The sequence below is a fragment of the Mesorhizobium sp. Pch-S genome (genome assembly GCF_004136315.1).
GTDB lineage: Bacteria > Pseudomonadota > Alphaproteobacteria > Rhizobiales > Rhizobiaceae > Mesorhizobium.
Window position 1 is genome coordinate 4,149,235 of sequence record NZ_CP029562.1, and the last position, 25,340, is coordinate 4,174,574.

The window sequence follows — 25,340 nt, forward strand, 5'->3', positions numbered from 1 at the left end:
CCTCAGAATTTGACCGCGGCCTGCAACCAGAACTGGTTGCGGCGCGTGCTGCCGTCGGCATTCTCGTCTGTCAGGCGATCGCGGCCGGGATTGGAGCCGAGCGCATGCGCCCAGGCTGCGGAGAAGCTCAGGTTTTCGCGGGACCAGCGGGCTGAAATGCCGGCGCTTGCCAGTCCGTAATCGTTGCAGCCGCACGCACTGGCGGTTGCAATGCCGTTCGACCGCCTGTTCACGCGCACGTAGCCGGCATCGAGGAACGAGGCGACCTGCAAGGCGCCCCACATGTCCGCAGGCACGTCGTAGCGCAGCTCGAGCGTGCCGAGCACGCCCATGTCGCCGCGGCCTTCGCCAACCGGATAACCACGCACACCGTAAGGACCACCGAGCGAGAAATCCTGCGAGCTGTCGAGGTTCTTGCTCGCCCACTGGCCGGTGACGCGGCCGAACAGCGAGAAATCACCGGGGAGCGCCTGTAGGCGCGCGACCTGGCCATTCAGCGTGTGGAAGACGCCCTGCGTGCGCAGGCTTGCCGTGTCCGCTGCCAGCGCGCCGGGAACGCGCGAAAGATCGAGATCGCCAAAGGTCCAGCCGAGCGACCAGTTCGTCAGTCCGCCGCCGAGCAGATCGTCGCGCAGGTCGCCACCGATGCCGAGGGTGCCCGAGATGACGCGCTTGTCCTGCAGGCGACCGACGAGGCTGTCATCGATCAGGGCTTTCCAGTCGAGGCCAGCGGTCAGCCGGACATTGACGTCGCGCGAGCGTACAAGGCTGTAGTCGAGGCCGACGCCAGCATAGTGGGCGAGGCCCTCCAGTCCGAGGGCGGAACCGACGGCATCGATGTTGCGGTAGTCCAGAAAACCGTAATTGGCATTGAGGGACAGCGGGCTGATGCCCAGCGGGATGCTGAAGGCGGCTTGCCCGAACTTCTGCCCTTCGGAAAGGGTCGTCGTAAAACGCGTGACGTCGCCATAACCGGAGAGATCCGTCATGACGACTTGCCCGTTCGCCTCCGCCTTGCCGGTGGATGGCGAACCGGCGTTGTCGCCCCAGAGGCTGGCGGACAAGAGCGGTGTCTGTTCAACGCCGATGATGAGCCGGCTGGTCTGCGGAGCGTTGCCGGCCACCAGTCTCGCCCGTGCCGTGACGCCGGGAAGATCGTTCATCCGCAGCAGGACCGCCTCCAGATCCTTCTTTTCCACGCCTTCGACAGGAAGGTCGGCTACGATGCGTTCAAGCCTGCCCTGACGAATGCGGACGTCGCCGCTGCGTTCGAAGGTCGTCTCGCTGAGGCGCCCTTCGCGGATTTCGACACGCAGTACGCCTTCGGTGATGTCCTGTGGCGGCAGGATGGCAAAAGCCAACACCCGCCCTTCCTTCTGCGCAGCCATCGTCACAGTGTCGGCGATTGCCTTGATGCCGGCGATGTCGAGGCGCTGCCCCTGAACGGACGCCGCGATACGCGTACGTTCTGCCTCCGGCAGGATCTCGGTCCTGCCGCTGAAAATGAGCTTTTGAACGACGATCGTCTGGCCCTGCCGAGGTGCCGCAACGCGCTTCTCCCGAGGGGTCGTGTCGTCGGCGGACGGCAGTCGATCCAGTCTCTGGGCGTCTTCGCGCCGTTGCTGCTCACGTAGAAGCGAGCCTGCATCCTGCGCAGCGGCGGGAAGGGATATTCCTGCCCACAGAAGGCACAGAAGAGCCGAAGTCCTGAAATGCACGACATGTTTCCTTTGAAATGACCCCGGCCCGGACAGGCCGGCGAGCGGCGTCATCCACGCAGGTCTATGAAAAGGTGCCAGGATCGTCGCCGTCCATTTTTGACACTTGCCAGCCGGTGCTTCCCAGGGCCGTCGCGACGGTGAAAGCCTTGTCGAGAGCGAGCAGTTTGTAAGCCTGCGCGCGAGCGTACTCGTGGTAGAAGTCGTGCGAGATCCAGATGCGGGAATGTCCCCGCCGTCCGCTCCAGCCGATCCCGCCGATCGATTCCGCCTCGGTGATCTTGCGGCTGGCATGCGCGCGGGACAGTCCGAAGGACCGGGCCATGTAGGAAATCGAGCTGAGATCGGTGAGGAAACCGCCATCGACCCGCGTCACCATGCGATCGATGCCCGCAACGAGCCGGTCCATCAAAAGGCCGCCGGCATCGGCCCATGTGAAGATCGTATAGAGCGGTCCCGGCGTGCGGACGCCGGGGTTGGAGAGCATGGTGCTGCCCGCGACCGGCGCAAGGCCGATCAGCCAGTTCTGGGGATCTGCAAGAAAGCGGGCGTTGCGTGCCTTGCTGTCGAGCATGTCGAGGGCACGGAAATGGAGGCTGTACCAGCGTATCAGGATCAGGAGGGTTTCGTCGGAAGGGACGAACGCATCGTGCGATGGCCGTATGACGCCGTATTTCAGCGCTTCGTCAAAGAATGCATGAGCGGTGTTGCGGCTGGCGATGCCGTGCTGCAGGGCCAGATGCGCCATGCGGCGCCGTGTCAGGCAGGGCCGGCCGTCCGCAACCCCGCGAAAATGCTCGGCAAGCGCTGCCTGGCAGAGCAGCCACCGCTGCTGTGTTGCAAACAATGCCGCTGCCCTGGGGGCGATCCCGTGAATGGCGACGAACTCTGCCGACATCATCGCCACCGCCGCAGCGAAGCCTTCGCTCGCAATCAGCCTGTCAGCATTTCCCGCAGCGATCGCTGCGGAGCCATCGACAGCCCGGTCGTCCTGCCACTCAAAAACACTTCCCATGAAATGGTGCTCGTCCCGCCTGAATTTGCGGGGTGAACGACCTTCCGGCATGGCCTGTGTTCGACCGAATCGCCGTTTTCTGCCGCACCTCATCCCCGTCCCGGTGCAATCGCGGCTGCGCCGTGCAGCCCAATGAAGAGCTTAGGCATGATCTTCCGCCCGGGTCCTGAAAACGGCGGCGCAAAGGTCTGAAAAGTTCTGAAATCTTCTGAAAGCGCGGGTGGCGGGATGTGTGAAAAGCGGGGAACTGTACGCTTTTTCGCCTTTCCGGCGCGTGTTGACCGTTGCGCTGTGGTCTCTCTATGGTGCGCCGCCGTTGGCGGTCAGTGGCTTGGGTGTGGAAGCGTGTTCAGTTTCTCGGGATTCACGCTGGATCCGGAACGCGGGGAATTGCGTACCCCCAGCGGGGAGTTGGCGCGCCTGCGCCCGAGAGCATTCGAACTGCTGCGGTTCTTCGTCGTCAACCCACGACGCCTGATCAGCAAACGCGAACTGATGGAAGCCGTCTGGCCGGGTATCCATGTCGGGGAAGACAGCCTCTTCCAGGCGATCCGTGATATCCGCATCGCGCTGGGCGACGCTGACAAGCAGATCATCAGGCTCATGTTTGGCCGCGGTTATCTGTTTGCGGCCGATGTTTCCGGGATTGGAAATCCGGCGCCGGGTGACAATGAGGCAGTTTCCGCGCCGCCGCCCGTCATGCGCGGCCGTCGCGCCCGCCTGGGGTTTCTTGTCGCTGCGCTTGCCCTGGTGGCCGTTGCGATTGGCGTAACCGTTGTCATGAAAGGCAGCTTCGTCCATCCCTTGCCAGCCTCGCTCGGTGTCCGGCCAATCGTGCATGTTGCCGAGGACCCGCAAGCCAGCTCCCTGTCCCAAGGCATCCTGACAGAGCTTGTTGGCGGTTTTTCGAAGATCGACGGCATCGATCTCATCGAACAGGGGGAGAGGAGCGTTTCGGATCGACGACGACCTGCGACTTATGAAGTCCAGGGAGAACTGCGTCGCGAAGGGCCGTCCTGGCATTATCAGGCGCGTCTCATTGATCTCGCGACCGGGCGCATCGAGACCGTTGCTGAAATTTCGGCGGATCCGGCGGGAAGCGATATCCAGAAATTGCAGAGCCGGTTCGCGGCGCGCATTGGCTATGCCCTTGCTGAAAAGCTGAATGGCCTGCAGGCCGTCGAACAACCAAAACGGGATGTCACGGGTGATGTCGCGATACGGCAGGCGATCGCCTCGATCAATCAGACGACACGGGAGCGCTTTTCAACCGCACGTGCAATCCTCGAGACGAACCTCGGCACTGATCCCGACAATGTCGATCTGCAGGTTGCACTGGCTGGACTTCATCTGCGTGGCATCCAGATGACCTGGTATGATCAGGCCGAAACCCTGGTCGCGGAGGAAAATGCGCGGGTCCTTCTGGAGAAGGCACTGAAGGCACGGCCGAACAATGCCGCGGTGCTCGGCGCCTATTGCCGCTTTCTCACCGTAACCAACCAGTTTTCCGAAAGTCTTGTTGCCTGTGCAAGGGTTCTGACGGTCAACCCCTGGGATGGAATGGCCCTCTTTCATCTCGGCATGACGCAGATTCAACTGGGTCGTTTCGATGACGCGCTTGCAGTCTTTTCCGAGGCTGACCGGTTCGACACGCCGGAAGTCTCTCGATGGACATGGATGCTGGGTGCAGGCTGGGCAAGTCTTCTGGCGGGACGGAATGAAGCCGCAGTTGACTGGCTTGAACGCTCGGTTGCGATAACGGCAGCATCTGGCCGAGCCCACCTGCTCCTTGCTGCAGCGTACCAACGTCTCGGGCGGGACGAAGATGCAAGAAAGGCTCTCGCGAAAGCGATGGAAATCAGGCCGGATTCCACGTCTCGCAACATTTCACTGCCGGCTCGCAATGCCAGCGACGTCTATCTTCGTGCCCGTCAGGACATCAACCGCATACTCGTCGGGCTTGGCTTGCCGAGCTAGCTGCATTGACCGCCACGAGCGGGTGGCGGCTGGTCCAACAAGAAGAATGATGGCGATCATTGCCGTGGGCATGTTTTGTGTCCCCTTTCTACAGTGGCTTGCCGCTATCGTGCGGCATACGACTGCGAATCCACGGCGAGACAAAGGGCATTGGCAGGGATGCAACCCCCGACAGAAACAGTCACTTCCAATGAGATCATGCCACGCCAGACAGAAGTCGTGGTCATCGGCGGCGGCATCATCGGTGTCAGTACGGCCCTGTTTCTGGCAATGGCAGGGGTTCCGGTCGTCCTGTGTGAAAAGGGCGAAATCGCGGGCGAACAATCCAGTCGCAACTGGGGCTGGGTCCGCAGAATGGGACGTGACCCGCGCGAACTTCCGCTGATCGTTGAAGCGATCAAGATCTGGGAAGACCTTTCCCGAATGCTTGGTGAAGACGTCGGCTACCGGCAAACCGGTATCCTGTACGCCTGTGAAAATGCCGGAGATGAGGCGCAGCGGGAAGCCTGGCTGAGAGCGGCCGGACCTTACAGCCTGGACACACATATGATGCGGGGGCAGTCGCTCGCCGACTTGCTGCCTGGTGCGGCAAAGCCTTGGCGAAGTGGTCTCTATACGCCAAGCGATGGACGCGCCGAACCGCAGAAGGCGGCCCCGGCGATTGCGCGCGCAGCGCAGCGACAGGGTGCCGTTGTCCTGCAGCAATGTGCCGTCCGTGGTGTCGAAACGACATCCGGGCGGGTAACATCGGTGGTGACGGAGCGCGGTCCAATCGCATGCAAGACGGTGGTTCTCGCCGGCGGAATCTGGAGTACGCTTTTCTGCCGCAGTCTGGGTATTCGTCTGCCGCAGCTTGGCGTGAGGGCCTCCGTTCTGCGGACCAGCCCGCTTGACGGACCTCCTGGCGCTGCCTGGTCATCGCAGTTCGCTTATCGAAAGCGTCTCGACGGCGGGTACACCATCGCCAATGGTTCTGAAAACCGCGCCGAAATAACCCCGGACAGCTTCCGCTATTTCATGGATTTCCTGCCCCTTCTCAAAATCGAGGGGCGACACCTCCAGCTGAGATTTGGCCGCGCCTTTTTCGACCGATGGCGATTGGAGCGCCCATGGGCTCTCGATGATGTTTCACCATTCGAACACGTGCGCACCCTTGACCCCGACCCGGTCGAAACGACGCTCGACAAGGCCTATCGATCCTTGACGCGCGTCTTTCCCCGATTCAGCGAGGCCAGGATCGTGCAGAGATGGGGTGGGATGATCGATGCGATGCCAGACACGATCCCGGTCATCTCGCCCATCGATGTGCTTCCCGGACTGATCGTTGGCACCGGCTTTTCCGGTCATGGCTTTGGAATTGGACCCGGGGCAGGGCGCCTTCTTGCGGATCTGGCGCTCGGCCGGGAGCCGATTGTCGATCCGTCTCCATTCAGGCACTCAAGGTTCCATGACGGTTCTCCGATCCGACCCTTCGGCGGCGTTTGATGGCCGGTCCGGGCAGATTTCCGGCCACGATGAACGGCTTGAGCCCGGAAGCCCGCAGGGGAATTGAGGTCAGTGCTGGCGTGCGCCAGCGCAAGACGTCGCCCGCGAAACGCGCAGATCGTTCTCGCCGGGGGGCCTGGCTCGACTGATTGCATCAATCGGCGAAGTAAACTACGCCATGGCTGGATAAAGGGCTCGGAAGATGTCAGCGACGTGGCGTATTGGCATTCTGTTTTCTCGCAGTGGCATCACTGCGGTCACGGAATCCGAGCATTTCTTCGGAACGGCACTGGCCATCGAGGAGATCAACGCCGGCGGCGGCGTCCTGGGACGCCAGATCGAGCCGATAGCTTATGATCCGGCTGGCGATCCCGAGGGGTATCGCTCCCTGGCCCGCAAACTGCTGACCGAAGACGACGTCAACGTGATCTTCGGATGTTCGATGTCGGGAAGCCGAAAGGCTGCCCTACCCATCGTCGAACGACACAATGGCCTGCTCTGGTATCCGTCGATCTATGAAGGCTTCGAATATTCCGAAAACGTCCTTTATACGGGCGCCACCCTCAACCAGAACACATTCGCGCTCGCCGATTTCATCATGCAGCACTATGGGTCGCGCATCTTCATGGCCGGTTCCGACTACATCTATCCGCACGAATCCAATCGGGTCATGCGCGATCTGCTGGAGTGCAAGGGCGGCGAGATCGTCGGCGAACATTATGTGCCGCTGGATGCTGACGAGCGCACGATGCGCCGGCTCATGAAGGAGATCGAGAAAACCGAGGCTGATGCAGTGTTTTCGACCGTCATCGGGCGCAGCGCACAGAAACTCTACGGCATGTATGCCGATGCCGGTATCGATCGGGAAAAGCGTCCAATCGCGAGCCTGACACTCGCCGAAAGTGAAATCCGTGTCATCGGTCCAGAGCGGTGCACCGGTCACGTCCTGTCTGCTCCCTATCTCGCTACGGTCGAAAATGACGAAAACCATCGCTTCATCCGAGCCCTGACGGCTCGCTTCGATGGCAATGCCATGGCGACGATGTGGTCACAGACCGCCTATGCCCAGATTCACCTGTTTGCGCGAGCTCTCGAACTGGCGGAAACCCTTGACACTCACCGCCTGGGGCAGGCGGCGTTGGCGGTCGACTACATGTCGCCGGAGGGGCGCCTACACTTTGATCCGGAAAACCGGCATGTCTGGTCCACGCCTCGCATCGGGGTCGCGAATGCGAAAGGACAGTTCGATATCGCCTGGGAATCGCAGGTTCAGATACGGCCTGATCCCTATCTCGCCTCCATTCGTTTCGAGGAGCCGTGGTTGCAGAGCTCATAAGGTGTCGACATTGAAACGAATCCTCGACGATCTGCGCCAGGCGCGGGTTCTGGTTCTGCACCCGCGGGACGAGGACGGGTCGGCATTGGTCGATCATCTCAAGCGGCTGGGCTGCGACGTCAAGGCGATGTGGCCGCCGCCAGCGACGCTCTCGGCCGATCTCGACGCCATTTTTCTGCAGGTCGGCGACACTGCGATCGATCCGCTGGTCTCGTTGCTGGAAGGTACCAAGGCCGCGGTCATAGCCATTGTGACCTATGAGAGCCCGACTTCGCTGAAGGCGATTGTCGATCTCAATGCGCACGGCGTCCTGACCAAGCCGCTGCGTCAGCTTGGCGTGCTGACCCAGTTCGCCCTGGCGCGATATCGCGTCGGCTACTAAAGCCGGCTGGCCAATAAGGTCCGCAAGCTGGAGGATACGCTGAAAGGCCGCCGGGCGATCGAGAAGGCAGTGAAGATCCTAACCGAGCTGAATGGGATCGAGGAAGACGCAGCCTACAAGCTCATCAGGGATCAGGCGACCTCCAAGCGGGTTGCGATCGTCACCGTAGCCGAGAGCATTATCTCGGCAAGCGAGGCGATGCGGGCTTTTGGTCTCACCGTGTCGGGGCCGTTGAAAGTCTGACGGCTGCCGGCTTCGACTGCGCATGCCGACACTGATCCTGCGGCGCCTGCTTTTGCCGCCGCTCTATTTTTTGCCGCTTGACGACTTCCGCCAAACTGTGTTTGCTTCAGCGAGAGAGCAGGTTTGCTCGGCGGCTGGATAGCCGCGAAAATTCTGGCTGTGCAGCCCTTGGCTAGCGGATTGAATTCCGCGCCAGGGGTTTTTTGCGTTTGGAGATAGACTTGAGCATACCGACGGAAGTGCTTCGCCCCGATTTCAACGTCGCCTGCATCCAGTACGAGCCGGTCATAGGCAGGGTCGATGCCAATCTGGCCGCCATGGAGGCGCGCATCCGCGAGGCGCACGCCAGTGGTGCCAGTCTGGCTGTGCTGCCCGAACTGGCCGATACAGGCTACGTCTTCGAAAGCCGCGAGGAACTTGCGCGCCTGGCCGCGCCAATTCCGGACGGATTGTCAGCGCAGCGTCTGATCGCATTGGCCCAGGAACTCGGCATCCACATCGTCTGCGGGCTCGCTGAGAGAGATGGCGACCTGTTCTACAACTCTGCCATCCTTTGCGGCCCATCCGGCTATATCGGCAAGTTCCGCAAACTCCACCTGTGGAATCGCGAGAAGCTGTTCTTCGAGCCCGGAGATCTTGGTCTGCCGGTGTTCGACACGGCTCTGGGACCGATCGGATTGGCAATCTGCTACGACGGCTGGTTCCCGGAGACATTTCGCCAGCTCGGGCTGAAGGGCGCGGAACTGGTCTGCGTGCCGACCAACTGGGTGCCGATCCCCGGTCATGACGGCGCAGACGTACCGATGGCCAACATCCTTCATCAGGCCGCGGCTCATTCGAATGCTCTCTATATCGCTTGCGCCGACCGCATCGGAACGGAGCGCGGACAGCCGTTTATCGGCAGCAGCATCATCGTGGGCCCGAATGGCAGGCTGTTGGCAGGCCCCGCCAGCCGAACTGGCGATGCCATTCTCATGGCTGCCGTTTCGCCTGGCATCGCAGTGCAAAGCCGCATCGTCAGCGAACGCAACGATGTGATCAATGATCGACGGCCGGACGTCTACGGCTGACCGATACGAATCCACCAACGACAACCATGAAAAAAAGGGGAACCAACATGGGTAGAACGACAAGAAAACTGCTTTTCGCGATGGCCGGCGCGCTGCTGGCGACAGCAGCATGGGCCGAGGAGCCGATCAAGATCGGCATACCGGTTGGCCTGTCTGGTGCCAACAGCGTGGTTGCGCCGTCGGTGGTGCAATCGGCCGAGCTGGCCGTCGAGGAGATCAATGCGGCGGGCGGCGTGCTGGGGCGCAAGCTGGAGCTTGAGATCGCCGACGATGCCTCGGGCGCGGCGGGGGCGCAGAAGGCATTCGACTCGCTCGTTTTCCAGAAGGAGGTCAACGCCATCATCTCGATGGAGACCAGCGCGGCCCGAAATGCCGGCCTGCCCATCGTCGCGAAGGGCGAAGTTCCCTTCATCTACACCTCCTTCTACGAAGGGCGTTCCTGCAGCCCAAACCTCTATGTGAACGGCTGGGTGCCTGAACAGCAGGTGCCACCCGTCGTCGACTATTTCGTCAAGAAGGAGGGAGCCAAGAAATTCTTCCTGGTGGGCAGCGACTATGCCTTCGGCCGGGGCATGCTCGAGTTCGCCCGGACATATATCGAGAAGGCTGGCGCGCAGGTCGTGGGTGAGGAATATCTGCCCATCGAAGGCACTGACTGGACGGCCATCATTTCCAAGCTGAAAAGTTCCGGTGCCGATGCCCTGATCACATCGACTGCCGGAGGAGCGCCGAACGTCACGCTCACCAAGCAGCTGCGGGGCGCGGGCGTGAAACTGCCTTACGGCAATCTCGCCGTTGACGAGGGGACGGCCAAGAGCATGGGGCCTGACGCTGCAGGCATATACATTGCAGCCTCCTACGTGACTTCCATCGACAGCCCGGCCAACAAGAAATTCCTCGAGGCCATGCAGAAGAAGTTCAGCGGTGATTTGCGCACGCCCAACGACCTTTCCGTGCCGCAATATGAGGGCATCTATCTCTACAAGGCTGCTGTCGAGAAGGCGGGTTCCACCGATACGTCCGCCGTGCTTTCAGCTCTGGGGGAAGTCTCCTTCGCCGGTCCGCGCGGTACGGTTTCGATGAACAAGCAGCACCATGCGCCGCTGACGATGTATCTCGGCCAGGTGCAGGAGGACGGCTCGGTGAAGGTGGTCGATACTTTCGCGGATGTCGATCCCGGCACCCAGTGTCCCAATCTCTGACATCGATCTGATCGAAAGGGGCGGCTGGGCCTGCTCCTTTCGACACAGGGAGAGATCATGACCATTCTGCTCGACGTTATCACGACCGCAGCCATCCTGTTTGTCGTCGCGGCCGGACTCCTGGCGATCTTTGGCGTGCTCAAGATCATCAATTTCGCCCATGGCGCCTGGCTGACGGTCGGCGGCTACTGCGCGGTCGCCACCATGGCGATGGGGCTCAATCCATGGCTGGCGCTGCCGATCGCATTCGTCGTCGGCTCGGCCCTCGGTGGCATTACCGAAGTGCTTGTGGTGCGGCCGCTCTACCGGCGGCCGCTCGATGCCATCCTCGCCACCTGGGGTCTCGGTATCGTCGTCGGTCAATTGATCACGCTGTTGTTTGGCCGTGACGTGCAATTCACGCCGAACCTGCTCTCGGGAACGATCGATGTCTTTGGTATCGACTACTCGTTCTATCGGCTCTTCATGGTCCTGGCGGCCCTGGTCGTCGGCCTTGGTTTCGCCGTGCTGCTTGACGGAACCCGTCTTGGCCTCTCTGCCCGCGCGGTCATCATGAACGAGACGCTGGCGCGCGCGCTGGGCATCGATACGGCGAAAGTGCGCCTGACCACCTTCATGATCGGCACGGGGCTGACTGCACTGGCTGGAGTGCTCCTGACACCGCTGACCAGCGTGGACCCCGACATGGGGCTGGCCTGGCTCATCGGCGCCTTCATGCTGGTCATGGTGGCGGCTCCTCGTTTGGCGCCCTGGCCGTGGCGTGTCTGGTTTTCGGCGGAGCGCAGACGCTGGTCAGCACATTCGTCAGCCCGGTGCTTGGCGGCATCACGGTCGCCGTCCTTTGCGCGCTCGTGCTTCGTATCAGCCCGAAAGGATTCGCTAGTGCCTGAATCCAGATTGCCCAACATCCGGGTTTGGCTGCTCGGGGCGCTCGTCGTCGCTTCGCTGCTCATGATCGCATTCGGCCCGACCTTCCTCGACCGCTTTGCCCTCAACGTGCTCAGCCGTTCGATGATCTACGCCATGCTGGCAGTGACCGTCGATCTGCTGTGGGGGTACACGGGTGTCCTGACCTTTGGCCAAGCTGCTTTCTTCGGCATCGGCGCTTACGCAACCGCCATGGTTCTGACCCATCTGGGCAACAGTCCCGAACTGATGCTGTTGGCTCTCGCGCTGGCCATACTGGTTCCGCTGGTCTTGGGTATCGTGGTCGGCTGGCTTTCCTTCGGCTACGGCACCACCCCGCTCTACGCCACCGTGATCTCTCTCGTTCTGCCGATCGTCGTCACGCAGGTCGCGTTCTCCGGGGGGCAATGGACAGGATCAAGCAGCGGGCTGGTGGGGTACGCCACCCTGCCGCTCAGCCTGGCGGGATATTTTCGGCTGACGGGTATCTGTCTTCTCGCCGTCGCCGCCGCGGCCTGGATTTTCGTGCGTTCCGATGCAGGCAAGGTGCTCGTCGCGATCCGCGACAACGAGGCCCGCTGCGCCTATCTCGGCCTCAACGCCAGCCGCATCAAGATCGCTCTTACCGCCGTTCTGGCTGGCGTGACGGGGTTGGCCGGCTTTCTCTTTGCCAATGCATCCGGTGTGGTTGCACCCGAAAACACCGGCTTTGTCTTTGGCACCGAACTGGTCATCTGGACGGCACTCGGCGGTCGAGGCACCATTCTGGGCCCGGTGCTCGGAACCATCGGCATCGACTACCTTTCGGCCAGCCTTTCGGGCCAGCTGCCATTCCTGTGGAAGCTTGTCGTCGGTGCCCTCTTTGTGGCGATGATCATCCTGTTGCCGAACGGCCTGGCCGGGTTGGTCGGGAAAATCCTGCCGCGCGGCAAAGGCCCTCGGGGACAGGACAGCCCTTTGCGCCTGGCGCAAGCCATGCAGGCACGGCAGGACGTCGTCGACAAGCCATCGCTTTTGACGATCCACGATCTGGGGAAATCCTACGGCAGCCTGAACGTCCTGCAAGGCATCAATCTGACGGTGCAGCCAGGCGAACTGGTCAGCCTCGTCGGGCCTAACGGGGCCGGCAAGACGACGCTGATGCGTTGCCTGTCCGATGGCACTGAATCGATCAGTGGCTCGGTATCCGTGCGTGGCGTCAACATTGCGGGTCTTGCTCCTGACGCCATCGTGGCCCTGGGCGTCGGTCGCAAATTCCAGGTCGCGAGCGTGTTCGACAGCCTGACTGTCGCCGAGTGCCTGCGCATGGCTCGCGCGGCACGACACGTTCCCAGCCTTGTACACAGCTCGCAGGAACTGGATTTGCCTTCGGCCGCGGTGGATATCCTGAAATTGACAGCGCTCGACGGAATGCTCGATCGGCCGGTCTCCTCACTGTCGCATGGCCTGAAACAAAGCCTTGAACTGACGATGGTCGTAGCGCTGGAGCCACAACTGATCCTGCTCGACGAGCCGACGGCGGGCTTGACCAAGACGGAACGGATGACCATCGGAACGATCCTCAAGAAATTGACAGGTGAGTTGGGATTGGCGGCCATTCTGGTTGAGCACGACCTCGACTTCGTCCGGGACATATCGAGCCGCATCGTGGTGCTGCATCAGGGCCAGCTGGTGCTCGATGGGACCGTGCAGGACGTCGTCAATTCCGAGCTCGTCAAGGCAATCTACTCAGGAGGCGCACATGACTGAACCAACCGCGCCTGTTGCAAAACTGTCGCTCACCGCTGTGTCCAGCGGATACGGCGCCATCAACATCATCGACGCGTTGTCGATGGCCGTCCCTCGTGGCCAGATATTTGCCCTGATGGGCAAGAACGGCATGGGCAAGACGACTCTGCTGAAGACGATCCTCGGCTTCGTGTCGATGCGGTCGGGCAGCATCGATCTCGATGGGCAACCCATCGCCGGTGCATCGCCAGCTTCGCTGGTTGCTTCCGGCGTCGCCTATGCTCCGCAGGAGCACGCGCTGTTCCAGGAACTGACGATCCGCGACAACCTTCGTCTGGCCCTGCACACGGACAAGGAGCTGAAGCAGGGGATCGAGCGGGTCTGTCAGCACTTTCCCTTTCTCCGGGAGAGGGTGAACCAGAAGGCGGGAACGCTCTCGGGCGGTGAGCAGAAGATGCTGATCCTCGGCCGCGCCTTGATGCTTCAGCCGAAGCTTCTGTTGATCGACGAGATATCGGAGGGTCTCCAGCCTTCCGTGGTCGAGCGGATTGGAAGAGTGCTCGTCGAGGAGTGCAGGGCAAACAACACCACCGTGTTGATGGTCGAACAGAATCTCGATCTGGTGCTTGGCATCGCCAATCGCTGGGCCGTGCTGAAGCTTGGCCGTATCGATGACGCCGGCGAAATGGACAGCGGATCGCGGGCACGTATCCTTGCGCATCTCAAGATCTAGCGTGCATGCGCGAAAGCGCTTGGCGAAGCGGTTCGATCGCTGGCCCAGATGAGCAATGCAATGTCTGAGAGTACGATGGTAGCGGGAGAGGGACTTGAACCCCCGACCCCAGGATTATGATTCCCGTGCTCTAACCAACTGAGCTACCCCGCCATCAGGGAGGCGCCAATCCATGGAAGCCACTTTGAAGTGGGCCACAAGGTCAGCGCCAAGGTCGCGCGGATATAAGGGGGCGGTGGTAATCCTGTCAAGCACGGAGACAGGGCAGAAACCAGAGAAACTCACATATGTTCGAACGGCTCGGCTGGATGGCCGGGACAGCGGCAATGCAGGCCTTGTTTAGGTGGCAGACGGGATTGGGACGAGGCTGATGCCAGGGGACCCTTGCCCCAGGTGATGACAGAAAGCTCATCGCGCCGGCTCATCGAAAAGTGGTGCATCGGCGTCAGCCAATCCAACAGGCGATGGTGACGGGGTTGAGTTCGGCGAAGGGCACCGCTATGTCTCAACCACGATTTTTGCGCGAAATGCTTGAGTTCCTATTTGATGAAACCGCGTATAGCAGTCCTCGGATGCGGGTACTGGGGCAGCAACCATATCCGGACGCTGAAAGGGCTGGGCGCACTCCATGCGGTTTCAGATGCCAATTTCGCGCGTGCTGAAGGTTTTGCCAGCGAACAGGACTGCCTGGCCATCGCGCCGGACGACCTTTTCAAGCGCGACGATGTCGACGCCATCGTCATGGCGCTGCCGCCGCAGTTCCATGCCGATCTTTCGATCCGTGCCGTCGAGGCCGGCAAGGACGTGCTGGTCGAGAAGCCGATCGCGTTGACAGTGCCGGATGCCGAGCGCTCGGTTCAAGCGGCAAAGGACAATCACCGCGTCTTCATGGTTGGCCATGTGCTGCGTTTCCATCCGGCTTTCGAGAAACTGAAGGCGCTGGTGGATGCCGGCGAACTCGGCGAAATCCGCTACATCCATTCACACCGTCTCGGCCTTGGCAAATTCCACACCGAGAATGATGCGTTGTGGGATCTGGCGCCGCACGACCTGTCGATGATCCTGGCTCTTACCGGCACCGAACCGCTGGAAGTGCGCGGCGAGGGGGCGGCGCTGCTCGACCATCTCAGTGATTTCGCGCATCTGCACATGCGCTTCCCGAACAATCTGAGAAGCCACCTCTTTGCTTCGCGGCTCAATCCCTATCGTGAGCGCCGCCTGACCGTGGTCGGCGCCAGGGCGATGGCGGTTTTCGACGACGTCGAGCCTTGGGAAAGAAAGCTCGCGGTTTATCATCACGCCGTATGGCAGGACAGCGGTCAATGGGCCGCCACCAGCAACGAGCCGACCTATATCGAGGTCGAGCAGGGAATGCCGCTGACGCGTGAGCTGCAGCACTTTCTGCAATGCATCGAAACGCGCGCCGAGCCCCGCACGGACGGCGAAGAAGCGATCCGGGTGCTGCGTATCCTGACCGCGGGTACGGTCACCCACGGCCGTATCGGCGGCTGATGTTCCCAGAGCTTTCCGTTTTTCGACGGAAACGCGGAAACGCTCCAACTTTCGTTTCTACGAAATTCCGGACGGAAAACCGCTACGCACTTTACCTGGAATGCTCCCGCCATTTATGGGGTCTGGCCGTTACTCTGCGGCGATAGTCGACGGCTTCCCGGTCAGGCGGCTCAGCATGGCTTCGGCCTCGGCGCCGCGTTCCGACCGCTCGATGAAGCCGCCGCCAAAGACGCGGGCCTCATTGCCGTCATCGGAATAAAGCACGCATGCCTGGCCCGGCGCGATGCCGGACTCGCCATCCACCAACTCGACCCAGGTGCTGCCGTTGCGGTGATGGAGAACGGCAGGCCGCGGCGGGCGCGTCGAGCGCACCTTGGCGAACAGTTCGAGGCCGCCGGTCGGAATGGCTGCAAGGGCGTCGTCGCCCAGCCAGTTCATGGACCGCAGATAGATCTTGTGCGTTTCCAGCGCCTCGCGCGGACCGACGATGACCCTTGAACGGTCGGCGTCGAGATGAACGACATAGAGCGGTTCGCCAGAGGCGACACCGATGCCACGGCGCTGGCCGATGGTGTAGCGCAGGATGCCGTCATGCCTGCCAAGCACCCGGCCGTCGATATGGACGATGTCGCCGGGATTGGCGGCTGTGGGCTTCAACTTTGCGATGACGTCGGAATACTTGCCCTGCGGCACGAAGCAGATGTCCTGACTGTCCTGCTTGGCGGCTACAACGAGGCCCATCTGTTCAGCCATGGCTCGTACGTCCGGCTTGGGCAAACCGCCAAGGGGAAAGCGCAGGTAGTCGATCTGCGCCTGCGTGGTGGCAAACAGGAAATAGCTCTGGTCGCGATCGGCATCGACCGGACGATACAGGGCGCGATGGGCGCCGTTGGCCCTTGAACGGATATAATGGCCTGTCGCCAGAGCATCGGCACCGAGATCCTGGGCCGTTGCCAGAAGGTCGGCGAACTTGACGGTCTGATTGCACGACACGCAGGGGATCGGTGTCTCGCCGGCGACGTAGCTTTCGGCGAACGGATTGATCACAGCCTTGCGGAAGCGTTCTTCGTAGTCGAGGACATAGTGAGGGATGCCGAGGGTTTCCGAAACCCGGCGCGCGTCCTCGATATCCTGGCCCGCACAGCAGGAACCGGCGCGATGGGTGGCCGCGCCATGGTCGTAGAGTTGCAGGGTTACGCCGACGACATCATAGCCCTCGCGCTTGAGGAGACCGGCGACGACGGAGGAATCAACGCCGCCAGACATGGCAACGACAACGCGCGTGTCTTCTGGGCGTCCGGGAAGGTCCAGGCTGTTCATCATGTCAGTTCCGAATTCAGGCCACAAACAAGCGGCCCCGACTATATAGGGCATCGGTCACGCAGGCGCCAGCACAAGCAGGGGCCAGCCGGCCCTTTGAGTTCCGACACTTGCATCCGACGCTTGCACTGGCATCAGGTCATGCCGGATGCGGATATCCGGCGCATTTGGCGCGCTGTCGGGCTTTTGTCTCAAAAGCTTACGAAAAGCCTAACGTGACGTTCACGAACATTACTTATCCATGAGCAACCGCTTAGGCAATTTTTAAAGCTGTGGCGGTACTGTGGCAGGGATTGGTTCTGTGAGTTTTCAGTAGAGAGTACGATGACCGATCTGGTTAGACCGCGAGTCAAATATGTTATAGGGCCTGACGGCAGCCCTCTTACGATTGCCGATCTGCCGCCGACGAACACCCGTCGTTGGGTTATTCGGCGCAAGGCGGAAGTGGTTGCTGCGGTGCGGGGCGGATTGCTCAGCCTCGACGAAGCCTGTCAGCGCTACAAACTCACGACGGAGGAATTTCTTTCCTGGCAGGCGTCCATTGACGAATATGGCCTGGCTGGATTGCGAACGACGCGTATTCAGCAATACAGGCACTGACAGGTCTGTTTTTCGAGAATGAAAAAGGCGCGGGTTCCGCGCCTTTTCGTTTGATGCGGCTTCAGATTTCGAGCGCTATCTTTCCCGTGGGCCTGGTTGCCAGAAATGCGTGAGCCTCCCCGGCCTGCTCCAGCGGGAATATCCTGGAGACATGAACGCTCAGCTTTCCCGCCTCGATGAGTTTGGCCAGCTCGCCGAGACCTGCCTGATCCGGAACAACCGAAATATGCTCATGGCGGATGCCGCGCGCCCTGGCCTCGGCCTTGGCCTTGTCGGAAATGCCGAGCAGTGAAACCAGCGTACCACCGTCTTTCAGGACCTTGAGAGCTTGTTCCGCGTTCTCACCTCCGATCGGCTCCAGGACGATATCGATATCCGACACCACGTCGGAAAAACGCGTCGTCGTGTAGTCGACGACCTCATCGGCGCCGAGACCGCGAACAAAGTCGAGCTTTGAAGAACTCGTCGTCGCCACGACATAGGCACCGCGCGCCTTGGCGATCTGCACGGCGAGATGCCCGACGCCGCCGGCGGCGGCCTGGACGAGGACGCGTTGGCCAGACCTGACTTGCGCCGCTCCAACCAGTCCCTGCCAGGCGGTCAAGCCGGCGAGGGGCAGGGCGCCGGCATGGATGTGGTCGATTCCCGTGGGTTTCAAGACGAGTTCATTGGCGGGAGCTGTCACCAACTCGGCATAGGCTCCAGCTTCCCTGGGAAACAGCGGCATGCCGAAGACTTCGTCGCCCACCGCAAAACCGGACGCCTCCGGACCGAGCTTTTCGATGACGCCGGCAATATCCCAGCCAACTGTGAAAGGTGGTTCGCCGAGCAGCGGATAAGCCCCGCTGCGGACGGCGGTATCCACCGGATTGATGCCTGCCGCATGAACCCGCACGAGCACCTCTCCTCTGGCTGGCTCCGGGGCAGGGCGATCTGCGATGGTCAATACTTCAGGCCCGCCAACGCTGGTCTGGACAATGGCACGCATGGGTGTCTCCTGTTTTGAATGACACTATAGAAAAGATAGTATCTATCCATTGTCCAGTACGTACCATTTTGATATATAGGTACCTCATGTATAGCGATGATTGCGAACCCTACGGCTACGACGCGTTCCGGCGGACCTGCCCGTCGCATGCCGTGCTGGAAATGCTTTCGAGTAAATGGGTCTATCTGACGGTGGGCGCGTTACGGCGTGGCCGCATGCGTCATGGTGAGCTGGCCCGGAAGATGGAAGGCATCACGCCCAAGATGCTGACCCAGACGCTGCGTACGCTGGAACGCGATGGGCTGGTTCGACGAGAGATTTTCCCGGTCATTCCTCCGCGCGTGGAGTATGAATTGACCGCGCTGGGGCATGACCTTGCCGGTCTGCTCGACCAGATTCGTTCCTGGTCTGAAGTGCATGTGCCCGATATCAGAAGCGCGCGCCTCGCGGCGGAGGAAATCAGCGGGCAGGTGCCTGGTCGCTGATGCAACAGAGGCTGACCTGAGAAAGTCGGCTTTGAATGTCGCGAATCTCGGGAAGCGCAGACTAGCCGATCATTGCGCTGCGACCGCCGGTTTCCGGCTCGCGTACCCGCGAATCGCGTGATTCGAGCAACTCCGCCTTGGCCAGTTCGGCTTCGGCCTCATTGAGCAGGGCTTCAGCTGCGCTGCGCTGCTGAGCGAGGTCCGCCTGCGAGTTGCGGAGATTGTCGCGCCGCAGCCGTGCTGCCTTGGCGAAGGTCGGATAGGCGAAGTGGTTGATGTCGGTGATGCCGGCTTTTTTCTCTTCGGCCGTGATCTGGAACTCCAGTTCTCCAGCCATGCGCTCGAATTCGGCGATCATCATGTCCAGCTGCAGAAGCTGCCGGCGTTTCTCATTCACCTGAAATTGCTTCAGTCGAACGAGGTTCTCGCGTGACTTCATGATTCGGTACTCCTGCCAACGCACACTTGCACTATCGCCCCGCTGGCCTTGCGAGGCTCCCGTGTTGCCCGTATTCCCCCCGATTTTCGGAACTCTATGGAAAACAAAGTCCTAAGATTTTTTCCGAACGGTAACCATTCGTTTACGGGCATTGTTAATCATACGGGTCAGGGCTTAAGGCCGGGTAAAAATTTCGACCCGGGCGCGGGACGTAAGAGATGAGTCCGTTGAGTCGGTTACGGCACTTTCTTAATGTGCCGAATCAAAATTTGACGCGATGAATCGTCTTTGGATTCAAGTGTGTGTGGAAAGAGGTTAAAATTTCTGGTATCGCTTCGAACGCGAAATTAGGATTTGTTAACCATTCAGTGGCAGCTTCGGCTCAGGCAATCACTGCTCCGGTCCCGGACGGGTCAGGTTCGGCAGCAGAAAGGGGAATAAAATGCGCGTTCTGCTGATAGAAGACGACAGTGCAACCGCCCAGAGCATCGAACTGATGCTCAAATCCGAAAGTTTCAACGTCTACACCACCGATCTCGGTGAAGAAGGCGTCGATCTCGGTAAGCTCTACGACTACGACATCATTCTCCTGGATCTGAACCTCCCGGATATGTCGGGCTACGAAGTGCTGCGCACGCTGCGCCTCTCCAAAGTGAAGACGCCGATCCTGATCCTGTCAGGCATGGCCGGCATCGAGGACAAGGTCCGCGGTCTCGGTTTCGGCGCAGACGACTATATGACCAAGCCATTCCACAAGGACGAGCTGGTCGCCCGTATCCACGCCATCGTGCGCCGTTCCAAGGGCCATGCCCAGTCGGTCATCGCGACCGGCGAACTGATCGTCAACCTCGACGCCAAAACCGTCGAAGTCAGCGGCCAGCGCGTGCATCTGACCGGCAAGGAATATCAGATGCTGGAACTGCTCTCGCTGCGCAAGGGCACCACGCTGACCAAGGAAATGTTCCTCAACCACCTTTATGGCGGCATGGACGAGCCGGAGTTGAAGATCATCGACGTCTTCATCTGCAAGCTGCGCAAGAAGCTCGACGCGGCCTCCGGAGGCCAGAACTACATCGAAACGGTCTGGGGACGCGGCTATGTGCTGCGCGAGCCGGAAGAAATTCGCGAAAGCGCCTGATCGACCCTAGAGTCGAACATCAAAGGACCCGGCCTGTGCCGGGTTTTTTGTTGGGGCCGGCGCCCGGCCGCGTGTCGTATCGCGGCTTGTCTGCAGCGCGCGAAAGCGATCCAGCAACTGGACACGGTTGAAGGGCTTCAGCAGATAACCATGTGCGCCCGCACGCTTGGCACGCATGATGGTACCGAGATCGAGCTCGACCAGAAGAGCGACGATCTGCGGAACGATCGGGCTGCCGATCGAGCGGATATGGCCGATGAACTCCGTGAGTTGCATGTCCGGCAGCGACACATCAAAAACAATGATGTCCGGCATTTCCGCGGAACAGAGATCTATTGCTTCCCTGCCGGCCGTGGCTTCTATGACCAGCATGCTTTCGCTGGTCAGGATGCGCTTGGCGACCTTGCGGATCACGCTCGACTTGTCGACGAACATGCAGCGTTTCATGCCGATCCCTCTTTCCCGCCTGGAATGCGGGTCCTACCCTTCGCTGCACTATTAGCGCAGGGCGTTTAAAAAGCGGAAAAGGCAATGCGTAAAATTTGCACGAGACTGCCCATCTCGTGCAGATAAGGCCTGGTCAGGGCGCAAAATTCGCCGCTGCGCGTGCCGGCCGGCCGGGAATGGGCAGGTCGTAAGGGCTATGTGGCCAGTAGAACGATCTCATCCGCAGTGGCGCGGATCGTAATCGTCATGCCGGCCTCTCGCGCCAGCAGCAGCGTATAGTATGGCTGTACCGAATGGGCGTCGATCGGCTCTTCGGGCTTGCCGCCCGAGTGAAGCTCGAGGAATTTCGGCGGAACCCGCAGCATCGGGCCGCTTGCCGCAAGGGTGAAACGCGGTTCGGTTTCCAGCTCTTCCAGGGATATGGACAGCCTCCCGCCTCGTGGAATGGCTGCATTGGCGATCAGAACCAGGTTCAGCAGCAGCTTGACCTTGTTCTTCGGCAGCAGGGCGCGACCGCCTGTCCATGTCAATTCCGGCTTTTCGTTTTTCAGATAGGCAACCGTGACCGCCTCCGCGTCACCGGTATCGATGAGCATGCCGGCCGAGCCGGCCGCACCGTAGGCAATGCGTGCGAACTGCAGGCGAGCCGACGCATTGCGGGCGCTCTGGCGAATAAGGTTCATGGCGTCCTCATCGGCGCCACCTTCGTCCAGCAGTTCAAGTCCGTTGTTGATCGCGCCGACCGGCGAGATGATGTCGTGGCAGACCTTGCTGCAAAGCAGTGCGGCGAGCTCGGAGGGGGTAAGGGTGAAAAGGTCAGCCATGGAAACCTCGAAAAGATGCAACAGCGCCTGGACATTCGTCCATCGCACCGACCGCGCGAATCACGCTCTTCCCAGTTCCGTCTGGATATACGGCGCGTTCGGGTGGAGCAACCAATCCGAGATGGTCCCTAGGCGCATCGCGCCGGCCGCTTGGCAAAAACATATCTGCGACCGGCCTTCGAACCGCCATCATCATGTGAGAGCTTAATGGTTGAAAAAGAATTACGGCATAGTTTGCCAAGGAATGGCACCGGAAGCGGCCGATTGAGAGTCGCGGGTGCGAGGCGTCGGCGAAGGTGCTCCCAGACGGAGATTGGAAGCATGCATTCCCGATTTCGCGATTGGCGCATTCCCCGCGCTCTCGCCCTGACGATCGCCCTGTTGGGCTTTTTCACCCTTTCGCTCCAGGCTTCGTACGCCCAGCAGTATACGTCGCAGGAAATCGTCGACTCAGGCCACAAGTTCTTCGGCGAAACCTCGGGCGGGTTGGCTACGGTCGTCGAGAAGATCTTCTCAACCTACGGTCTGCCGAACGGTTATGTGCTGGGGGAGGAGGGTTCGGGTGCTTTCGTGGGTGGCCTCACCTACGGCGAAGGCAAGCTCTACACCAAGAATGCCGGCGACCACAAAGTCTACTGGCAGGGCCCATCCCTGGGTTGGGATTTCGGCGGGCAGGGTTCCCGGGTCATGGTGCTGGTCTATAATCTCGACGATGTCAGCAACCTCTACAATCGCTTTGCCGGTGTCGCAGGTTCGGCCTACGTGATCGCGGGCCTTGGTTTCAATGTTCTCAAGTCGGGCAACGTGCTTCTTGTGCCGATCCGCACCGGCGTCGGCGCCAGGCTTGGCGTCAACCTGGGCTACCTGAAGCTCACGCAGCAGCCGACCTGGAACCCTTTCTGATCCTGGCGGCTTGATTACGATCTGCGGGTTGTGAAAGAGGTCTCCAATCCGCAGAAATACTGGTGCCGAATACTGGATTTTGCCTGTCAGACCATGCAAAGTTTTGCCTGCTTGGCGCGAGTGGCCGAACTTAACGGATAGACCATCTTGGTTCAGTCGATCCTCTTCTTCCTCCTCGGTTTCCTGTGTGCGGGTTTTTTGGTCGTCCTGATCGCGCCTGCCGCCTGGCGACGGGCGGTTGTGCTGACGAAAAAACGGATTCAAGCGGCAATGCCGCTCACCTCCACGGAAATCACCGCGGACAAAGATCGCTTGCGCGCCGAGTTTGCGGTGACTGCACGCCGGCTGGAGATGGATGCCAAAACCTCGAAGGAGATGGCCAACGATCGTTTCATCGAGGTCAATCGTGTCCGCGAAGAGTTGAAGCTGGCGGCGAGCGAAGCGACCCGCAAGGCGGAGCTGATCACCGTGCTGGAAACCGCTGGCACGGAGTTGAAAGTGCAACTGGCGCAGCGCGCGGCTGAAATCGGGCGTATGTCGGAGAAACTTGCCAAGCTTGAAGCGGATGCGGCGAAAAAGAATGAGGAGATCGAGAAACTCGGTCAGCTCTATGAGGAGGCCAGCTTCTCGTCATCCAACAGGCAGATCGAACTGGTGGCGCGCGAATCCGAGATCGAGAAGCTGAACAACGACATCTCCGTGCTGCGCGCCCAGCGCAAGGAAGCGGAGAAGCGTCATCAGGATATTTTGACCGAGGGCAAGGCTGCCATCGATGCGCTGGCAAACGAGAAGAAGAAGCTGGCGGACCGGGAACAGAAACTCGAACGTCTTCTTTCGACATTGGCGGACCGCGACGAAACGCTGGAGCGACGTGAGCGGGAACTGGCAAGGCTGAAGGAAGAAATGAAGAAGAAAGGATTGCAGGCCGAAATCCCCGCCAAGGGGCAAGGTGCTGCAGCCAATGATGGACAACGCCATCAGGAGGACCGCGCGGCGATGCAACTTTCTCCCCTGCTTTCCGGTGCTGCCGGCGGTGACACCGAAAAAGCGGTCGCCAAGCTCAACAATGATCGCGAACGGCTGGAGGCGAGGCTGACGACACTTGTTCGTGAGAACAAGAAGCTGCGAGGGGCCACTTCCTTCGAAAACGGCCAGCGCGACGGCGGGGCGAGAGAGCAGCGCGAGGGTACGCTTCTGCGTGAACAGATGCAGGACCTCGCTGCCGAGATCATAACGCTGACGGCTGCGCTGGAGGGACCGAATTCGGAAGTCGCCAAGGCGCTCGCCGTTCCGGAGGCTGGCGCAAACGCCGCCAAGAACCGCGCCGCAATTCGCAGCATCGCCGAACGCGTGCGGGCGCTGCAGAAGACCACCTCGCCGGGCTGACATATCGCAATCCGCGATTTTCGGTTCTCCAAGCGTAAGTTGAACCCTAACGATCACTCGCGGAGAAATGGTGCAGGGCGATGGCCGAGGCCGCCGCTACGTTCACGCTGTCGAAGCCCTTGGCCATGTTGATGCGGAGCGTTTGCATTCGCGCCAGCAGAGGCGCCGGCAGACCTTCTCCTTCCGTGCCGAGATAGAGAGCAGTCTTCTCACCTGGCTGGACGTCGCGAATATCCGTCACGCCGCTCGGCGAGAGCGCAAAACTCTTGAAGCCGCAGGCCATCAGGTCGGTCGACAGGCTGGCGGGATCCGGAGCCGCAGCAAAAGGCACCTTCAACGCGGCGCCAACCGAGACCCGGATCGCTTTGCGGTAGAGAGGATCACAGCACGTCGGGTCGATGAATACGGCATCGGCGCCGAAAGCGGCTGCGTTGCGGAAGATCGCACCCAGATTGTCGTGATTGGCAATGCCTACAGCGACGACAATCAAAGCCTTTTGCGGAAGCGTGCGGAGGATGTCGTCAACCTGTAACGGTGTGCCCTTTTCTCCCACAGCCAGTATGCCACGGTGGATGGGGAAGCCGGCGATGCGATCCATGACCTCGCGACCGGCTACGTAGACAGGCACCCGTACAGGCGCCTTATCGAAAACCTCCTCGAGGCCTGCGAGGCGATTCTCCAGCACGAGCACGGACTCAGCCTGGAAGCGACTGCCATTCAAAAGCACATTCAGGACGACTTTGCCTTCGGCAATAAAGCGTCCCTGTCTGCCGACGACATCACGCTCGCGAATGTCGAGATATGGGGCGACCCGGGGATCTTCCGGATCATCGATACGAATGGTGTCCATCGGCGACCGCGGATGAGAGTTTCAACGTCTCCTGCACAATCGCGGATCGGACGCTTCGAGGTCGCTATAGCTTGGCGAGCTTCATTTCGGAAGCCATCTCACGCGCAGCACTGCTGCTCGCCTCTCGCGATCAACCTGATCTGGACAGACCGTCAATACAACCAGGACGATTTGTGGTGTTTATTTGCCGGTACCGAGAAATCGCGAATGCTGCTGGGGTTCGGAGCTGCCTCCGAAAATCGCGCCCAGGGTGCGAAGCAACTGGCGAACGGCATCCGAGCGGCAGGAATAATAGATCATCTGCCGGTCGCGGCGCGTCTGGACCAGACCGAAGGCTCGCAGCTTTGCCAGATGCTGCGAAAGAGCAGATTGGCTGAGATCCACCTTTTCGGCGATCGTGCCTACTGTCAATTCGTCATCGATGAGATGATTCATGATGGCGAGCCGCTTCTCGTTTCCCATCAGTGTGAGGAACGCAGCTGCGGTTTCGGTATCGGAGACCTGGTTTTCTGGAAGCATCAGATGCCCACCTTTGTTCATCACGGAAGCCATGGGGGCAATGGCGTTATGATTCACTCATACACTAATTTTATTAAGTGTTGCAAGTGTGGATGCAACCTTAAGTCACAACTGCGTGATCATGCGTCTGCCGT

Annotated in this window: 22 protein-coding genes, 1 tRNA gene and 2 pseudogenes; 15 read left to right on the forward strand and 10 right to left on the reverse strand. The window is 60.5% G+C overall.

Annotation, left to right across the window (positions count from 1 at the left end; all coding sequences use genetic code 11):
- Positions 1–2: 2 nt before the first annotated feature.
- Positions 3–1,718, reverse strand: a complete 1,716-nt coding sequence (locus C1M53_RS19360) for a ShlB/FhaC/HecB family hemolysin secretion/activation protein (protein ID WP_245488211.1) — start codon at positions 1,716–1,718, stop codon at positions 3–5.
- 64 nt (positions 1,719–1,782) lie between these two features.
- On the reverse strand, positions 1,783–2,733 hold the full coding sequence (locus C1M53_RS19365) for a hypothetical protein (RefSeq protein ID WP_129413718.1): 951 nt from the start codon (positions 2,731–2,733) through the stop codon (positions 1,783–1,785).
- A 390-nt stretch (positions 2,734–3,123) separates the two neighbouring features.
- Here C1M53_RS19365 and C1M53_RS19370 point away from each other — a divergent pair, with 390 nt between their 5' ends.
- The 9 genes and pseudogenes from C1M53_RS19370 (at position 3,124) to C1M53_RS19410 (ending at position 13,795) form a co-directional block, all read left to right on the forward strand.
- Positions 3,124–4,710: a tetratricopeptide repeat protein gene (locus C1M53_RS19370; RefSeq protein ID WP_245488212.1), complete on the forward strand. Its 1,587-nt coding sequence runs from the start codon at positions 3,124–3,126 to the stop codon at positions 4,708–4,710.
- A gap of 159 nt (positions 4,711–4,869) precedes the next feature.
- Positions 4,870–6,195 (forward strand): FAD-binding oxidoreductase, encoded by a 1,326-nt coding sequence (locus C1M53_RS19375; protein WP_129413720.1) that lies wholly within the window; start codon positions 4,870–4,872, stop codon positions 6,193–6,195.
- A gap of 202 nt (positions 6,196–6,397) precedes the next feature.
- Positions 6,398–7,531 (forward strand): transporter substrate-binding domain-containing protein, encoded by a 1,134-nt coding sequence (locus C1M53_RS19380; RefSeq protein WP_129413721.1) that lies wholly within the window; start codon positions 6,398–6,400, stop codon positions 7,529–7,531.
- 1 nt (position 7,532) lies between these two features.
- Positions 7,533–8,156 (forward strand): annotated as a pseudogene (locus tag C1M53_RS19385) (ANTAR domain-containing protein).
- Between the two features lie 227 nt (positions 8,157–8,383).
- The gene (locus C1M53_RS19390; protein WP_129416261.1) at positions 8,384–9,226 is read left to right on the forward strand and encodes a nitrilase family protein; all 843 of its coding nucleotides are present in this window, start codon (positions 8,384–8,386) and stop codon (positions 9,224–9,226) included.
- A gap of 47 nt (positions 9,227–9,273) precedes the next feature.
- Positions 9,274–10,428: a substrate-binding protein gene (locus C1M53_RS19395; protein WP_129413722.1), complete on the forward strand. Its 1,155-nt coding sequence runs from the start codon at positions 9,274–9,276 to the stop codon at positions 10,426–10,428.
- Positions 10,429–10,485: 57 nt separating this feature from the next.
- A pseudogene (locus tag C1M53_RS19400) lies at positions 10,486–11,318 on the forward strand (branched-chain amino acid ABC transporter permease).
- 61 nt (positions 11,319–11,379) lie between these two features.
- Entirely contained in the window at positions 11,380–13,083 is a 1,704-nt protein-coding gene (locus C1M53_RS19405) for an ATP-binding cassette domain-containing protein (protein ID WP_129416262.1), read from the forward strand.
- Positions 13,076–13,795, forward strand: a complete 720-nt coding sequence (locus C1M53_RS19410; protein WP_129413723.1) for an ABC transporter ATP-binding protein — start codon at positions 13,076–13,078, stop codon at positions 13,793–13,795. Before C1M53_RS19405 ends, C1M53_RS19410 begins: the two co-directional genes overlap by 8 nt.
- Before the next feature lie 76 nt (positions 13,796–13,871).
- On the opposite strand, the gene C1M53_RS19415 is transcribed toward C1M53_RS19410, so the two are convergent.
- Positions 13,872–13,948: transfer RNA gene (locus tag C1M53_RS19415), tRNA-Met, on the reverse strand.
- Positions 13,949–14,341: 393 nt separating this feature from the next.
- Between C1M53_RS19415 and C1M53_RS19420 the strand changes: the two genes are divergently transcribed.
- Positions 14,342–15,307: a Gfo/Idh/MocA family oxidoreductase gene (locus tag C1M53_RS19420; protein ID WP_129413724.1), complete on the forward strand. Its 966-nt coding sequence runs from the start codon at positions 14,342–14,344 to the stop codon at positions 15,305–15,307.
- A 129-nt stretch (positions 15,308–15,436) separates the two neighbouring features.
- On the opposite strand, the gene mnmA is transcribed toward C1M53_RS19420, so the two are convergent.
- A complete protein-coding gene (gene mnmA, locus C1M53_RS19425; RefSeq protein WP_129416263.1) occupies positions 15,437–16,627 on the reverse strand; it encodes a tRNA 2-thiouridine(34) synthase MnmA in 1,191 nt (396 codons plus the stop codon).
- 324 nt (positions 16,628–16,951) lie between these two features.
- On the opposite strand from mnmA, the gene C1M53_RS19430 reads away from it, so the two are divergent.
- Positions 16,952–17,227, forward strand: coding sequence for a DUF1153 domain-containing protein (locus C1M53_RS19430; RefSeq protein WP_013529904.1), 276 nt, complete (start codon positions 16,952–16,954; stop codon positions 17,225–17,227).
- Positions 17,228–17,288: 61 nt separating this feature from the next.
- Here the strand turns inward: C1M53_RS19430 and C1M53_RS19435 are convergent, their stop codons facing one another.
- On the reverse strand, positions 17,289–18,215 hold the full coding sequence (locus C1M53_RS19435; protein ID WP_129413725.1) for an NADP-dependent oxidoreductase: 927 nt from the start codon (positions 18,213–18,215) through the stop codon (positions 17,289–17,291).
- 86 nt (positions 18,216–18,301) lie between these two features.
- On the opposite strand from C1M53_RS19435, the gene C1M53_RS19440 reads away from it, so the two are divergent.
- Entirely contained in the window at positions 18,302–18,700 is a 399-nt protein-coding gene (locus C1M53_RS19440; RefSeq protein WP_129413726.1) for a helix-turn-helix domain-containing protein, read from the forward strand.
- A 61-nt stretch (positions 18,701–18,761) separates the two neighbouring features.
- On the opposite strand, the gene C1M53_RS19445 is transcribed toward C1M53_RS19440, so the two are convergent.
- A complete protein-coding gene (locus C1M53_RS19445; RefSeq protein WP_129413727.1) occupies positions 18,762–19,139 on the reverse strand; it encodes a flagellar export protein FliJ in 378 nt (125 codons plus the stop codon).
- A gap of 442 nt (positions 19,140–19,581) precedes the next feature.
- Between C1M53_RS19445 and ctrA the strand changes: the two genes are divergently transcribed.
- A complete protein-coding gene (gene ctrA / locus C1M53_RS19450; protein ID WP_054311454.1) occupies positions 19,582–20,277 on the forward strand; it encodes a cell cycle two-component system response regulator CtrA in 696 nt (231 codons plus the stop codon).
- 6 nt (positions 20,278–20,283) lie between these two features.
- Here ctrA and C1M53_RS19455 read toward each other — a convergent pair whose 3' ends face one another.
- The gene (locus C1M53_RS19455; RefSeq protein WP_129413728.1) at positions 20,284–20,724 is read right to left on the reverse strand and encodes a response regulator; all 441 of its coding nucleotides are present in this window, start codon (positions 20,722–20,724) and stop codon (positions 20,284–20,286) included.
- A 194-nt stretch (positions 20,725–20,918) separates the two neighbouring features.
- Positions 20,919–21,548 (reverse strand): histidine phosphotransferase family protein, encoded by a 630-nt coding sequence (locus tag C1M53_RS19460; RefSeq protein ID WP_129413729.1) that lies wholly within the window; start codon positions 21,546–21,548, stop codon positions 20,919–20,921.
- Between the two features lie 321 nt (positions 21,549–21,869).
- Here C1M53_RS19460 and C1M53_RS19465 point away from each other — a divergent pair, with 321 nt between their 5' ends.
- Together C1M53_RS19465 and C1M53_RS19470 are read left to right on the forward strand one after the other, a co-directional pair.
- Positions 21,870–22,451 carry an EipA family protein gene (locus C1M53_RS19465; protein WP_129413730.1) on the forward strand — a complete coding sequence of 194 codons (582 nt, stop codon included), beginning with the start codon at positions 21,870–21,872 and terminating at the stop codon, positions 22,449–22,451.
- A gap of 270 nt (positions 22,452–22,721) precedes the next feature.
- On the forward strand, positions 22,722–23,837 hold the full coding sequence (locus C1M53_RS19470) for a hypothetical protein (RefSeq protein WP_348629996.1): 1,116 nt from the start codon (positions 22,722–22,724) through the stop codon (positions 23,835–23,837).
- 46 nt (positions 23,838–23,883) lie between these two features.
- Here C1M53_RS19470 and C1M53_RS19475 read toward each other — a convergent pair whose 3' ends face one another.
- On the reverse strand, positions 23,884–24,687 hold the full coding sequence (locus tag C1M53_RS19475) for an RNA methyltransferase (RefSeq protein WP_129413732.1): 804 nt from the start codon (positions 24,685–24,687) through the stop codon (positions 23,884–23,886).
- Positions 24,688–24,867: 180 nt separating this feature from the next.
- The gene (locus C1M53_RS19480) at positions 24,868–25,206 is read right to left on the reverse strand and encodes a metalloregulator ArsR/SmtB family transcription factor (protein ID WP_129416264.1); all 339 of its coding nucleotides are present in this window, start codon (positions 25,204–25,206) and stop codon (positions 24,868–24,870) included.
- Positions 25,207–25,340: the final 134 nt, after the last annotated feature.